This is a genomic window from Massilia sp. PAMC28688, assembly GCF_019443445.1.
Lineage (GTDB): Bacteria > Pseudomonadota > Gammaproteobacteria > Burkholderiales > Burkholderiaceae_D > Telluria_A.
Genome location: NZ_CP080378.1, coordinates 2,962,656 through 2,975,417 on the forward strand (window position 1 = coordinate 2,962,656; position 12,762 = coordinate 2,975,417).

The window sequence follows — 12,762 nt, forward strand, 5'->3', positions numbered from 1 at the left end:
ATGGCCTCGCATCCTGTCAGCTACGTGCCGCAAATGACCAGCGAGCGCGCCGGCCTGACACATGACGTGGAAGTGGTGGACGAGCGCGGGCGCCGTTCCATCATCGCCATTCCTGCCGAACGGCCGCTGACGGTGTACGTGGACAAGCGCGAGCTGGTGACCCTGATGACGCTGGGCGGCGCGCCCGAGGCACTGACCCTGGGGTATCTGCGCAACCAGCGCCTGGTCAAGGCAATCGAAGACGTGGTGTCGGTACAGGTGGACTGGGCGGTGGACGCGGTGGCGGTGGTGACACGCCACGGCATCGCAGACGTGGCCGAACGTACCGCGAGAAAGGTGGTGACCACCGGCTGCGGCCAGGGCTCCGTGTTTGGTGGGCTGATGGACGAAGTGGACAGCATTTCGCTGCCGCCAAACGCGCGCCTGCGTCAGTCGGTTGTGTACCGCATCGTGGAGACCATCCGCACCCAGCAATCCATCTACAAGCAAGCCGGTTCGGTGCATGGGTGCGCGCTGTTCTCGAACGAAGGTGAGCTGCTGTATTTTGTGGAGGACGTTGGGCGCCACAATGCGGTTGACGCCATCGCCGGCATGATGTGGCTGGACGGGATGGGCGGCGCCGACAAGGTGTTCTACACCACCGGGCGCCTCACGTCAGAGATGGTGATCAAGGGCGCGCAGATGGGCATTCCCTTCCTGCTGTCGCGCTCCGGCACCACCCAGATGGGTCATATGGTGGCAGGCAGGGTAGGCATGTCGCTGTTGGCGCGCTGCACCGGCAAGCACTTCCTGCTCCTGCACGGGCATGATCGGCTCGTGTTCGAACCTGGCCTGCCCGACCCCAATCTCAAACCTCTCTGATGCTCGACGCGACACACGCCGCCTTTCTGCTGCTGCTCTCCGGTGACGCCCAGCTGTGGCGCATCATCTGGATATCGCTCACGACCAGCGTTGTGGCTTTGATGATCGCGGCGCCTTTGGCCATCGGCGCCGGCTATGCCGTTGCCAGTTGTCGCTTTCCGGGGCGGCGGGTTGTGATCTGGCTGGTGCAAGCAGCGCTGTCGCTTCCCACTGTGCTGATCGGCCTTTTATTGTATTTGCTGCTGTCGCGCCAGGGACCGCTGGGCGCATGGCAGCTGCTGTTCACGCAGGCAGGGGTGGTACTGGGGCAGGTGGTGATCGCCCTGCCGATACTGATTGCCTTCACGCTGGCGGCGGTGCAGGCGGCCGATCCACGCTACGCCGAAACCGCAGTCGCACTGGGCGCTACGCGCTGGCGTACCATGTGGACCGTGCTGCATGAGGTGCGCTTTGGCGTGGTGGCGGCCATCATCAGCGGCTTTGGCCGGGTGATCTCGGAGGTTGGCTGTGCGTTGATGGTGGGTGGGAATATCGCCGGCGAGACGCGAACGATTACGACTGCCATCGCGCTGGAAACAAGCAAGGGCGAATTCGCCCAGGGCATAGCGCTTGGCATGGTGCTGATTGCACTGGCGCTCCTGATGAACGGTGCACTCATGTTCCTGCAGGGCGATGTCCACGGCACGCGAGGCTTCCGGTGAGCGCACTGCTGACGGCGGAGCGCTTGCGCAAGTGGCACGCTGGGCGGCTCCTGCTCGATATTGATAACTTGTCGATTGATGCCGCAAGCGCTTATGTGCTCACTGGCGTCAACGGTGCGGGCAAGAGCACCTTGCTGCGTGTTCTGGCTGGCCTGGATGTAGCCGACGCCGGCGCTGTGGCGTGGCAGGGAAAGCCAGTGGTGCTGGCACCGTATCCCAGCACGCTGCGCGCGGCCGTCGTGTACGTGCACCAGCATCCGATCATGTTTTCCACCAGCGTCGCGGATAATGTCGGCTACGGTCTCGCCGCGCGCGGCGTGGCAAAGGCGGATATCGCGCGCAAGGTCAAAGAGGCAGTGGCGTGGGCCGGGGTCGCGCACTTGCGCAGCACCCACCCGGCCGCGCTGTCCGGCGGCGAAAAGCAGCGCGTGGCGCTTGCGCGCGCACGCGTGCTGGAACCACAGCTGCTGCTGCTTGACGAGCCGACCGCAAACCTGGACGGTGCGGCGCGAGCAGGTGATTGCCCTGATCCCGGCCTTGATGCATGCAGGGACAACAGTGATCATGGCCTGTCATGACCGAGATCTGATCAACCTGCCCGGCGTGCGGCGGCTGAAACTGCGCGACGGCCGGCTGGAGTACAAATGAACTTACTCGAATCGATTTTCCACCACAGGCGACAGCTCGTGTGCGCGCTGGTTGCCCTCACATGGCCGCTTGGCGCGACGGCGCAGTCCACGATCCGCATGTCTACCACTACCAGCACCGACAATTCCGGCCTGCTTGCCTACCTGCTGCCAGCCTTCCAGGCCAAAAGTGGCATCAAGGTGCACGTCATTGCAGTTGGCAGCGGCAAAGCGCTGGAACTGGCAAAGCGGGGCGATGTGGATGTGACGCTGGTGCATGCGCGCGGCGCCGAAGACGCCTTCGTCGCCTCTGGCCACGGCGTCGACCGGCGCGACGTGATGCATAACGATTTCGTGCTGGCTTGTCCAGCCTCCGATCCAGCCCGCCTGCGTGGCGAAAAGGACGTGATTGCCGCCTTTCGCAAGCTGGCATCGAGCCCCGTCAGGTTCATCTCCCGTGGCGACGACTCGGGCACCGACATCATGGAAAAAAGCTACTGGAAGCTTGCGGGTACCATGCCGCCGGCGGGACGCTACCTGTCATCGGGTCAGGGCATGGGTGAAGTGCTGACCATGGCCGCAGAACTGCAGGCGTGCACCTTGACCGACCGCGCCACATTCGCTACGTTTCAGGCCAAAACCGGGCTGGATGTGATGGTGCAGGGCGACCGCCGCATGCGCAACCCCTACGGCATCATTGCCGTCAATCCCGCGCGCCACGCTGGTGTCAATTACCGTGGCGCGCGCGCGCTAATTGACTGGATCACGTCGCCGGAAGGACAGACAAGGATCGGCACCTTCCGGGTGAAGGGCCAACAGCTGTTCTTCCCGTCAGCGCCTGCGGCGCCCTGACAGGTTAGCGGATGGGTCAGCGCTCGCTCGGCAGCAGGAAGCTCTCCTGCCGGCAGCTGTTATACGAGCGCTTGATCTGGCCCTCGCTGCAGGTGCGTGAGCGGCCAGCCTTGTTGTAGCACACCTGGATTTCTGACAAAAAGCGTCCGCCGTCGCGGCAGAATGGCAGCACTGCATTGACGACCATGCCCGGATTGGCAGCGCGGAATGCCTGCACCAGCTCACCGGGACTGACACGCACAGGGCCGGCGGGGCGCTGGTAGGCCGCAGGAATTCGCAGCGAATCCTTCATCTGGGCCGAGAGCTTGAAATAGGTCACGGGATCGAGGCCGGAGCAGGTGCCGTGGCGACGCCACTCGTGCGCAGCGAGGCGGGGCGATGCGAAGATGGGCGCGTATTCCCGGCGAATTGGCTCGGGCAGGCGCTGCGCTGCGCAATCGGACGGATATCCCTTTTCGTACTGTGGCCACAGCCCGTGCAGCACAAAGCCTAGCCCACGGCCGCACTGATGGGGATCGCGATTGGTCGCGCAAAAGGACGGCGACCAGCTCATGGCCAGCGTGTAGAAATCGAAGTTGCCCGGGATGTCGCGCGGCCCCTTGGCCTGGGCTGCGCTGGCCAGGAAAAGGGAGGCTATGAAAGCAGTTCGAATCAAACGCATCGCGTTCTTTCAGGGGTGAATTGACGGGACCAGATTATAAGTCAAGCGCGCATGGGCCGGATATCGAGGAGTTCTGGCCACCGGCAAGGACTGGAATGATTGACAAGTACCTTATAAATCTGCAGACTGTTTTTCCCTGCGATGGCGCAGCCGGCCCCAACCCACGGCGGATAAGCATGTTCGACAATTTCAACCGCGCCTTCATCCGTGATCAGGTGGGCGCCCAGGGCCAGCCTGTGGCCTCATCGGCGGCCAGCAACCTCCATCGCGGTCACGCTGAGCTCAAGATCTTTCGTGAGCAATTTGGCGGAGCCTCCTTTTGCCGGGGCCTTTACCGGGCCGTGGCCGGCGCGGACCATGCCAATTTTGTCAATCGCATCAGGGATGCGTTTCCTGCTTACGCCGACCGCGTTTATCCACTCGCGTTCGACTGGCTTAACCGCGTTTTTTGCGCAGATTTTGGCCGCATTATCGATTCGCGGCCGCAGGTGACTATTTTCGGACACTTGAATGACGATGTGTGCGAGACACCAGTGGACGTACTTCGCTTTCACAACAACGACCTGATTGTCGAGCGTGACGGCCTGCTGCAAAGTGAACTATTCGAGGTCTGGCGCCGATCCAGAAAACTATCGCAACTGCCGTATGCGCAATGCGCCAGCTTCACTGTCCCTTTGTTCCTGGGTGGGGAATATGATGCTCACAACATGGATATGACCGACGCCGAGATGGATTGGGACATCACCGCCCAGTTACTCACTCAGGTCCGGCAAATGGACGACGGTGACCCGGTGAACGCCATCACGATTAACTAGTCCGGCCACATCAAAGTAATGTCGTACTTCTCTCGGCGATACGCTGATCTACCCGCGGCTAGATGCGCTCGCCGATGAGTTTCCAAGGATTAGCATGGATTTCACGGGCCTGATCGGCAAATTTCCGGTAAATCGTCCGCTCACAGAAATGGATCGCAAATATCAGCTGCGGCAAGACCTTCGGCTCGAGATTGCGCCTTCCGATCAGCTGGCGGTCATTCGCTTGAACTCGACATTTCTCGAGACCGTCGACAAATGGTACGGCTGGAGAGGCTTCACCACAGCGTTCGCGTTAACGGTGCTTTTAATGTTCGTCCCCGGATTTGGCCTTCTCGCTTTCGACTATATTCTCAAGTTGCTGGGCCTGGCGCCAACTAAGCTAAGCACGCAATCGCTGGCGACCTCGCTGCTATTTTTTGGTATTCTTCTGGCCCTGGTAGGCTGGAGCATGCTATCGCTACTGCGGAAGGAGAGTTTCGCCTACACGCATTACCCGGTCCGCTATAACCGGAAAGCAGGCATCGTCCATTACTTTCAGACAGATGGTGAGGTCCGGTCTGTGCCATGGCGCGATGTATTCTTTACAGTGGTCCCGGGCAGTAATTTCTGGGCGATACGTGGGCATGTGCTTGGCATCGACAATAAAACAGTGCTGGATACATTTGCTGTAGGCCCGGCTGGGTCGATAAAAAGTCATCTCGCTGATCCAGCGACCAAACAGTACGAATTTCCAGATGCAGTACGCGCTCATTGGGAGTTCATTCGCCGCTACATGGAAGAAGGTCCCGCCGAACCGAACCGTATTGTTCACTTCTGTGTGCCGGTTAGCGATAGCAAGGAAACACCAGCTGCCGGTTTTCGCCGAGTATTCGCCAATTTTGCCGGCTCTTCACTTCTGTTCCGGATCGTGATTGCCCCATTTTGTTTGTGGGTTATCCTGGGGCGCTTGTTTGCGACGGCGACCAGCAAGCTGCCGCAATGGCCAGCGGAAATTGAAGATGCCTGTGCAATTGAACCACACGACCCCTACGCCATTCGGGGCGATGCAAAGAACGATCGTCGTCCGGACAAAGGCTTCGCCTGAACGTGGGCGCCCTGTCCCTTACATCAAAATAACGTCGTACTGCTCCTGATGATAAGCCGACTCCACCTGCAGGGAGATGCGCTTGCCGATGAAGTCACCGAGCATGGCCAGGTGCTGTGACTCCTCTTCCAGGAACAGGTCCACCACTTCTTGCGAGGCGAGGATGCGGAATTCGCGCGGGTTGAACTGCTTCGCCTCGCGCATGAGTTCGCGCAGGATTTCGTAGCAGATGGTGCGGCTGGTCTTGACCTGGCCCTTGCCGGAGCACGCGGGGCAGGGCTCGCACAGGATGTGGGCCAGCGATTCGCGCGTGCGCTTCCTCGTCATTTCCACCAGTCCCAGCGCCGAAAAGCCGGACACGGATACCTTGGTGCGGTCGCGCGACAGCGTCTTCTTCAGCTCCTGCAGCACCGCGTTGCGATGCTCGTTGTTCTCCATGTCGATGAAGTCCAGGATGATGATCCCGCCCAGGTTACGCAAGCGCAGCTGGCGCGCGATCGCATGCGCCGCTTCCAGGTTGGTCTTGAAAATGGTATCGGCAAAATTGCGTCCGCCGACAAAGCCGCCGGTATTGACGTCGATGGTGGTCATGGCCTCGGTCTGGTCGACGATCAGGTAGCCGCCCGATTTCAGGTCCACGCGCCGGCCCAGCGCGCGCAGGATCTCTTCTTCCACGCCATACAGGTCAAACAGCGGGCGCTCGCCCGTGTAGTGCTGCAGGCGTGTCAGCTCGCTGGGCGTGTAGGCCTGCGCAAACTCCACCAGCTTCACGTAGTTCTCGCGGGAGTCAACCTGAATGGTCGCCGTTTCATCGTGCACGAAGTCTCGCAGCACGCGCTGGGCCAGGCTCAGGTCCTGGTACAGCAGGCTGGTGGCGGGCTTGGTGCGCGCGCCATGGATGATGGCCGCCCACGTCTTGCGCAAATAGTCCACGTCTGCCGCCAGGTCGGTGTCGCTCGCTTCTTCGGCCATGGTACGCACGATGTAGCCGCCTTTTTCTTCCGCCGGCAGCAGGCTTTGAAGGCGATGGCGCAGCAGTTCGCGCTCGGATTCCTTTTCGATCTTTTGCGAGATGCCGATATGGCGGTCCTGTGGCAGGTACACCAGCATGCGCCCGGCAATCGAGATCTGGGTCGACAGGCGCGCGCCCTTGGTGCCGATGGGGTCCTTGATTACCTGGACGGTCAGCACCTGGCCGTCGAACAGCACCTTCTCGATCGGCGTTGGCGCCACGTTGGGGCTGTCGTGATTGCGCGCTTCCCAGATATCGGCCACGTGCAAAAACGCCGCCCGTTCCAGGCCTATATCGATAAAGGCGGACTGCATTCCCGGCAGGACCCGCACCACCTTGCCCGAATAGACGTTGCCCGCCAGGCCGCGCGTAAGCGTGCGCTCGATGTGCAGTTCCTGCACGGCGCCTTGCAGGATGAGCGCCACGCGCGTTTCCTGCGGGGTGATGTTGATCAGGATGTCTTCGTTCATGGGTCGGTGCGGCCGCGTGCCTGGTAAATGCAATAGCCATGATGATACACGGGCGGGCCGCCCCCTGGGGCAGGGGGGCGGTCAGGCCAGGGGGATGCCGGCCTGGCGCAGCAGTTTGGCCGTTTCGTACAGCGGCAAACCCATAATGCCGGAGTGGCTGCCTTCAATATGCTCCACGAACAGGGCGGCCAGGCCCTGGATGCCATAGCCGCCAGCCTTGTCATACGGCTCCTGCGTGGCGCAGTAAGCCTTGATGGAAGCGGCAGAGAGGGTGGCAAAGCGCACCTGCGAGACCTGGGTAAGCTGCTCGGTCATGTTGGTATGCTGGACCGCGATGGAGGTCAGCACTTCGTGCGTGCGGCCGGAGAGGCGCTCGAGCATGGCCACCGCTTCTTCGCGGCTGGCAGGCTTGCCGAGGATTTCGCCATCGATGGTGACGGTGGTGTCGGCCGACAGGACCGGCCGCACCGGCAGGCGGCGATTCTGGACAATGGACCAGGCAAAGGCTGACTTTTCCAGCGCCACGCGGGCCACGTAGTCGATGGCCGATTCACCGGGGAGGATGGTTTCAGTCACATCAGGGCCGCGCGGGGTATCGTTGCGCAGCATGAGCAGTTCAAAGTCCACGCCGATCTGACGCAGCAGTTCGCGCCGCCGTGGGCTCTTGGACGCGAGGTAGATTTTCTTGTCGATCGGTTTCATCGGATGGTGGTCTTTCAGACGCGATGATAAGGGTGATTCTGCGTGATCGACCACGCCCTATACAACTGCTCCGCCAGCATAACACGCACGATGCCATGGGGGAGCGTCATTGAACTAATGCGAATCAGGCCTTCGGCGCGCGCCTTCAGTTCCGGATCAAGCCCGTCCGCGCCACCGATCAGAAAAGCGGTGTCGCGTCCATCCTGCTGCCAGTTCATGAGCTGCTGGGACAGGCCGACACTGGTCAGGTCCTTGCCCCGTTCGTCGAGCGCGATGATGCGCACGTTCTTTGGCAGCGCCGCTTCAATGCGTTCGCGTTCGAGCGCCATGGCGGTGGCCGCCGTCTTGCTGCCCGAACGTTCCACTGGCTTGATTTCCTTGAGCACGATGCGCAGCTCGGGCGGCATGCGCTTCGTGTACTCGGTAAAGCCGGTCTCGATCCAGGCCGGCATCTTGTGGCCCACCGCAGCGATAATAAGCTGCATGGGCGCTTACTCTTCGGTCTTCTTGACGCGCTTGATGACCTTCTTGGCTGGCGCTTCGGTGGCCGGCTTGGCCACTTTCTTGGCCGCTGCCTTCTTGGGCGGCAGTTCCTTGAGGGCCTTGACGGCTGCCGTTTCGGACTTGCTTGGCGCGACCTTGACCACCTTGCCCGCTGGTGCGGCAGCCTTCTTGGCGGCGGCGCGCTTCGGCTTTTCGTCCGTCACATCTGCTTTCTTCACGGCCGTCTTGCGCTCGCGTACGGGCTTGACTTCCGGTGCTTCCTGGGTTGCTGCCAGGTGCTTGGACTTTGGCTTCGCTTCGGCGGCATCAGCCGCTTCCGGCGTCGACTTGCGCTTGGCGGCGCCCAGCTTGACCGGCTTGTCGCCCCAGATTTCCTCGAGGCGGTAGTACTGGCGGATGGCCGGCTGCATGATGTGGACGATCATGTCGCCCAGGTCGACCAGCACCCATTCGCCGGTGTCTTCGCCTTCGATGCCGACCACGTCGCCGCCGGCACCCTTGACCTTGTCACGGACCGAGGCGGCCAGCGCCTTGGTCTGGCGGTTGGATGTGCCCGAGACCACGACGATGCGGTCGAACAGGCTGGTCAGATGCATGGTGTCGAACAGCTGGATGTCCTGGCCTTTGATGTCTTCGAGCGCGTCGACGACGAGGGATTGTAATTTTTTGATATCCATTAGGTTTTGTATAAATTATGTTGTTGAATATAGTCTAGCACTACCGGGGAAACAAGCGAGTTTGCCTGCTCGCCCCGTTGTAACGCTGCACGCACCTGCGTCGATGAGATGTCCACTGCCAGGTGCTCGGCCAGGTACACATGGCCGCTCGGGGTGTTACGCAACTGCGCCAGGTTGGCCTGGCGCTGCTGAAGTTCTTTGGCCACCGGTTTGGGCAGCGACGCCGTTTCCAGTGAATAGCCGGGACGGGCTGCGACCCCAATGTGGGCCAGCGCGAACAGCGCATGCCAGTCGTGCCAGGTGTCGAGATGGCGCAGCTGGTCGGCGCCCATCAGAAACACGATCGAGGCGTCGGCGCCGAGTTCGGCGCGCACATTGCGCAGCGTGTCGATGGTGTAGGTCGCGCGGGTGCGTTCAATCTCCTGGCGGTCCAGCGTGATGGCGAGCCCGGCGTCGGCAAAGGCCAGTTCCAGCATGGCGATGCGCTGTTCGGCGCTGGCGACCAGGCCATTTTTCTTCTGCCATGGGTTACCTGCGGGGATGACGCGCAGCTGGTCGCACTGCAGCAGCCTGGCAAACAGCGCGCCAAGCGCTACATGGCCGTGATGGACCGGGTCGAAACTGCCTCCCAGCAGCGCGACGCAGAACGTCACGTCTGGAGCCAGTCGCGATGCACCAGGAAGTCGGTGTATAGCGCCGCTTCCTTGCTGCCGGGTGCGGGATGCCAGTCGTAGCGCCATTTGACGATCGGTGGCATCGACATCAGGATCGCTTCAGTGCGTCCTCCCGACTGCAGGCCAAACAGGGTGCCGCGGTCAAAGACCAGATTGAATTCGACATAGCGGCCGCGCCGGTAAGCCTGGAAGTCGCGTTCGCGCTCGCCGTAAGGCTGGTCCTTGCGGCGCTCCAGGATCGGCAGGTAGGCGTCCAGGAAGCTGTTGCCGACGCTTTGCATCATGGCGTAGCTGGCCTCGAAACCGGGGGCATTGAAGTCGTCAAAGAAGATGCCGCCCACGCCGCGCGGTTCCTTGCGGTGCTTGAGGTAGAAGTAGTCGTCGCACCACTTCTTGAAGCGTTCGTGCAGGTCTTCTCCAAATGGCGCGAGTGCATCGCGGCAGGTGCGGTGGAAGTGGCGGGTGTCTTCTTCACTGCCGTAGTAGGGTGTCAGGTCCATGCCGCCGCCGAACCACCACACCGGGTCGAGGCCTTCGGCGGTGGTGGTAAAGAAGCGCACGTTCATGTGAACCGTGGGCGCGTAGGGGTTGCGCGGATGGATCACGAGCGAAACGCCCATGGCTTCCCACGAGCGGCCTGCCAGTTCCGGGCGGCCAGCGGCCGCTGATGGCGGCAGGTTCGAGCCCATCACGTGCGAGAAATTGCAGCCGCCTCGTTCGATGACGTTACCTTCCTCGATCAGGCGCGAAATGCCGCCGCCGCCTTCGGGGCGCTCCCATGCGTCGCGCAGGAAGGGCTTGCCATCGACCGCTTCGAGCGCGGCAACTATGCGCGACTGAAGATCGAGGAGCCAGGCCTTGACGAGAGCAGGGGTGGGAGCAGACATGCGGGCGGGAAAAGAAAAAGTGAGGACGAATTGTACACTGCCCGTCACTTTTATGATATGGCGCGGCGCCGGCAGCGAGGTTGCCGGCGCCGCGTGATCGGCGTGCGGCGCTGCCGCTTCGAGCGGGAAGGCCGGGCGCAGTGCAAGAGGTTACGGTGTCTGGCCTATGGTGCGAGTCAAGAATTTCTCCATGCGGGTGAAGAAATCGATGCGGTTTTCCGGCAGTACAAAGCCATGGCCCTCGTTTGGGTAAACCACCCATTCCACATTCGGGTTGGTATGCTTGACGGCTTCATAGAATTTGTTGCCGTGGTACTGAGGCACGCGCCGGTCGGCGCCGCCGTAGGCAAGCAGCAAGGGCTGCTTGATACGCGCGGCGTGCACCAGTGGCGAGGTCGCCTTCAACTGCTCGGCGTCCTTGACCACGTCACCGATCAGGGTGGGCATCCCGTACTTGCGATACTGGTCCGATGTGTCGTTCTCAAAGCTCCAATGGCCATTGTGGATGAGCGAAATGTCGGTCACACCCACCCAGTTGATGCCGCATTTGAACAGGTCCGGATCCTTGATCAGTCCCATCAGGGTGGCATAGCCGCCGTAGCTGGCACCGGCAATGCAGATGCGCTTGCCGTCGGCGATGCCTTGTTCAATGGCCCATTTGGCGCCGTCGGCCAAGTCGTCCTGCATGGCCAGGCCCCATTGGCGCCAGCCGGCGCGGTAGTGTTTGGCGCCAAGACCTGTGGTACCGCGAAACGATGGCTCAAGCACAGCATACCCGCGCGATGCCAGAAATTGCGAGGTCGGGTCCCAGCCCCACACGCTGCCGCGGACATAAGGTCCGCCATGGACCAACACCACCATGGGCAGCTTGCTGCGCTTGCCTGCGGGCAGGGTCAGCAGGGCGGGGATGGTCAGGCCGTCGCGGGCCTTGTAGCTCACGGCGTCCTGGCGGCCCATTTGTTCAGGCACGATTTCCGGATGGCTATTGCCGATCATGCGGAACGCTTTGCTGGCCGTGTTGTACAGCAAGAATGAACGCGGGCGCACGTCCGAAAATGCTTCTACCAGCACCCAGTCGCTTTCCGGGCGCCGTGGCCGCGTAATGGTGTTGATCGTGTCGCCAAGCTTTTGGTCAATTTCTGCCTGCAGCGCTTTCATGCGCGGGTCGATCCAGTGCGTACTGAGCGCGTCGGTGATGAACCGGAAGCCCTGCAAGACGCCTTTGTTCATGATCAGGCCGCCATTGAAATCGTAGCCGGTAGTTTCGATCAATGGTTCATCGCTCAGTTTGCCGGTAGCCGTGTCATAGGCGTGCACCGCGCGCGTATCCCGGTCTTTCCCTGCCAGCACATACAGCGTGCCATCGGCGCCGAATGCCAGGGGATCGATGCTGCCCTGGCCCCCGATAAAGGCGTTGAAGGAGGCAATTTCCTTCCATTCGTCGGTCTCCCGCTGGCGAAGGTAGATCAGCTGGTTTTGTTCCTTGAACGCGATGGCCACGCGCGGCTCGCCTTCATGGTCGAGAAGCCAGCTACGCGCGTGTTCCGGCCCCTTGACCCGGCTCCAGAAACCCGTGACGGTATTGAGCAACAGCAACTGCGTATGCATGCGGTCGCGATTGCCAAATTCGGTCGTCTGAACATAGACCGAGTCGGCGTTCTGCAAGCCAGGCTGGGAGGTCATGAAGGTGTAGGGCGACAGCATCCGCCCGCCGGTTCTGGTGCCCGTGCTGTATTGATGCTGCCGTGCAGCGAGCTGGCGCATGGCCGAGCCATCGATATTGGCGGCATACAGGCCGGGGTTGTGGGTGACCTCGCCTTGCGCCTGCTGGTGGTCGGTCACGTTATATATGAGCCGCTGATCATTGACCCACTGGAAGGCATTGATATCGGCATCGCCAAAACTAGCTGTGGCATGGACCTTGTTGGTGGCAAGATCGATGACGCGCAGGGCATCGCGCTTACCGGGCGTGCCCACCACGATGGCGAGGAATTTGCCATTGGGCGACAAGGCTGGGCGCGAGAAGCGCGCATTGCTAAAGAAGTGCTCAATGGGGGGCGCAGTGGCGGCCTGCACGGGCAGCATCAGGGAGGCAGTTGCCAATAACGCGGCCGTGCAGCGGCACAGCGTCAGGTAGAGAGGCGATGGCATCAAGGCTCCGAGCGTGAAGAAGTTGTAGAGCGGAAAATTATAACTGTGCAGTGACTGGCAAGGCGATCAAATTGTTGCTTTTCGG

The 12,762-nt window shown here is 61.5% G+C and carries 13 protein-coding genes and 1 pseudogene; 6 read left to right on the forward strand and 8 right to left on the reverse strand.

Translation table 11 applies throughout. From position 1 onward, the window contains the following. From KY495_RS13295 to KY495_RS13310, 4 genes and pseudogenes are all read left to right on the forward strand, one after another. Positions 1-861: a formate dehydrogenase accessory sulfurtransferase FdhD gene (locus KY495_RS13295; RefSeq protein WP_219879900.1), complete on the forward strand. Its 861-nt coding sequence runs from the start codon at positions 1-3 to the stop codon at positions 859-861. Next, on the forward strand, positions 861-1,562 hold the full coding sequence (locus tag KY495_RS13300) for an ABC transporter permease (RefSeq protein ID WP_219879901.1): 702 nt from the start codon (positions 861-863) through the stop codon (positions 1,560-1,562). The genes KY495_RS13295 and KY495_RS13300 overlap by 1 nt, the downstream gene beginning before the upstream one ends. Then, positions 1,559-2,210: pseudogene (locus tag KY495_RS13305) on the forward strand (energy-coupling factor ABC transporter ATP-binding protein). The gene KY495_RS13300 and the pseudogene KY495_RS13305 overlap by 4 nt, the downstream one beginning before the upstream one ends. Continuing rightward, the gene (locus KY495_RS13310; protein ID WP_219879902.1) at positions 2,207-3,040 is read left to right on the forward strand and encodes a substrate-binding domain-containing protein; all 834 of its coding nucleotides are present in this window, start codon (positions 2,207-2,209) and stop codon (positions 3,038-3,040) included. Before KY495_RS13305 ends, KY495_RS13310 begins: the two are co-directional and overlap by 4 nt. 16 nt (positions 3,041-3,056) lie before the next feature. Here the strand turns inward: KY495_RS13310 and KY495_RS13315 are convergent, their stop codons facing one another. Beyond that, complete coding sequence (locus KY495_RS13315) at positions 3,057-3,695, reverse strand: ribonuclease T2 (protein WP_219879903.1); 639 nt, start codon at positions 3,693-3,695, stop codon at positions 3,057-3,059. A gap of 182 nt (positions 3,696-3,877) precedes the next feature. Here KY495_RS13315 and KY495_RS13320 point away from each other — a divergent pair, with 182 nt between their 5' ends. Beyond that, positions 3,878-4,516, forward strand: a complete 639-nt coding sequence (locus KY495_RS13320) for a DUF1851 domain-containing protein (protein ID WP_219879904.1) — start codon at positions 3,878-3,880, stop codon at positions 4,514-4,516. A gap of 94 nt (positions 4,517-4,610) precedes the next feature. Then, positions 4,611-5,600: a DUF6708 domain-containing protein gene (locus tag KY495_RS13325; protein ID WP_219879905.1), complete on the forward strand. Its 990-nt coding sequence runs from the start codon at positions 4,611-4,613 to the stop codon at positions 5,598-5,600. Positions 5,601-5,618: 18 nt separating this feature from the next. Here the strand turns inward: KY495_RS13325 and rng are convergent, their stop codons facing one another. The 7 genes from rng to KY495_RS13360 form a co-directional block, all read right to left on the reverse strand. Next, entirely contained in the window at positions 5,619-7,082 is a 1,464-nt protein-coding gene (gene rng / locus KY495_RS13330) for a ribonuclease G (protein ID WP_219879906.1), read from the reverse strand. Between the two features lie 81 nt (positions 7,083-7,163). Continuing rightward, a complete protein-coding gene (locus KY495_RS13335; RefSeq protein WP_219879907.1) occupies positions 7,164-7,784 on the reverse strand; it encodes a nucleoside triphosphate pyrophosphatase in 621 nt (206 codons plus the stop codon). Positions 7,785-7,798: 14 nt separating this feature from the next. Then, positions 7,799-8,269, reverse strand: a complete 471-nt coding sequence (gene rlmH / locus KY495_RS13340) for a 23S rRNA (pseudouridine(1915)-N(3))-methyltransferase RlmH (RefSeq protein WP_219879908.1) — start codon at positions 8,267-8,269, stop codon at positions 7,799-7,801. A 6-nt stretch (positions 8,270-8,275) separates the two neighbouring features. Continuing rightward, complete coding sequence (gene rsfS / locus KY495_RS13345; RefSeq protein WP_219879909.1) at positions 8,276-8,965, reverse strand: ribosome silencing factor; 690 nt, start codon at positions 8,963-8,965, stop codon at positions 8,276-8,278. After that, positions 8,965-9,618 carry a nicotinate-nucleotide adenylyltransferase gene (locus KY495_RS13350; protein ID WP_219879910.1) on the reverse strand — a complete coding sequence of 218 codons (654 nt, stop codon included), beginning with the start codon at positions 9,616-9,618 and terminating at the stop codon, positions 8,965-8,967. Before KY495_RS13350 ends, rsfS begins: the two co-directional genes overlap by 1 nt. Continuing rightward, positions 9,615-10,526: an oxygen-dependent coproporphyrinogen oxidase gene (hemF, locus tag KY495_RS13355; protein WP_219879911.1), complete on the reverse strand. Its 912-nt coding sequence runs from the start codon at positions 10,524-10,526 to the stop codon at positions 9,615-9,617. The genes KY495_RS13350 and hemF overlap by 4 nt, the downstream gene beginning before the upstream one ends. Before the next feature lie 150 nt (positions 10,527-10,676). Then, the gene (locus tag KY495_RS13360; protein ID WP_219879912.1) at positions 10,677-12,677 is read right to left on the reverse strand and encodes a S9 family peptidase; all 2,001 of its coding nucleotides are present in this window, start codon (positions 12,675-12,677) and stop codon (positions 10,677-10,679) included. Positions 12,678-12,762: the final 85 nt, after the last annotated feature.

Bases quoted from the DNA above. Each gene is read 5' to 3' on its own strand.
- KY495_RS13295 (WP_219879900.1), top strand. From the start codon at position 1: ATGGCCTCGCATCCTGTCAGCTACGTGCCGCAAATGACCAGCGAGCGC.
- KY495_RS13300 (WP_219879901.1), top strand. From the start codon at position 861: ATGCTCGACGCGACACACGCCGCCTTTCTGCTGCTGCTCTCCGGTGAC.
- KY495_RS13310 (WP_219879902.1), top strand. From the start codon at position 2,207: ATGAACTTACTCGAATCGATTTTCCACCACAGGCGACAGCTCGTGTGC.
- KY495_RS13320 (WP_219879904.1), top strand. From the start codon at position 3,878: ATGTTCGACAATTTCAACCGCGCCTTCATCCGTGATCAGGTGGGCGCC.
- KY495_RS13325 (WP_219879905.1), top strand. From the start codon at position 4,611: ATGGATTTCACGGGCCTGATCGGCAAATTTCCGGTAAATCGTCCGCTC.
- rng (WP_219879906.1), bottom strand. From the start codon at position 7,082: ATGAACGAAGACATCCTGATCAACATCACCCCGCAGGAAACGCGCGTG.
- KY495_RS13335 (WP_219879907.1), bottom strand. From the start codon at position 7,784: ATGAAACCGATCGACAAGAAAATCTACCTCGCGTCCAAGAGCCCACGG.
- rlmH (WP_219879908.1), bottom strand. From the start codon at position 8,269: ATGCAGCTTATTATCGCTGCGGTGGGCCACAAGATGCCGGCCTGGATC.
- rsfS (WP_219879909.1), bottom strand. From the start codon at position 8,965: ATGGATATCAAAAAATTACAATCCCTCGTCGTCGACGCGCTCGAAGAC.
- hemF (WP_219879911.1), bottom strand. From the start codon at position 10,526: ATGTCTGCTCCCACCCCTGCTCTCGTCAAGGCCTGGCTCCTCGATCTT.
- KY495_RS13360 (WP_219879912.1), bottom strand. From the start codon at position 12,677: ATGCCATCGCCTCTCTACCTGACGCTGTGCCGCTGCACGGCCGCGTTA.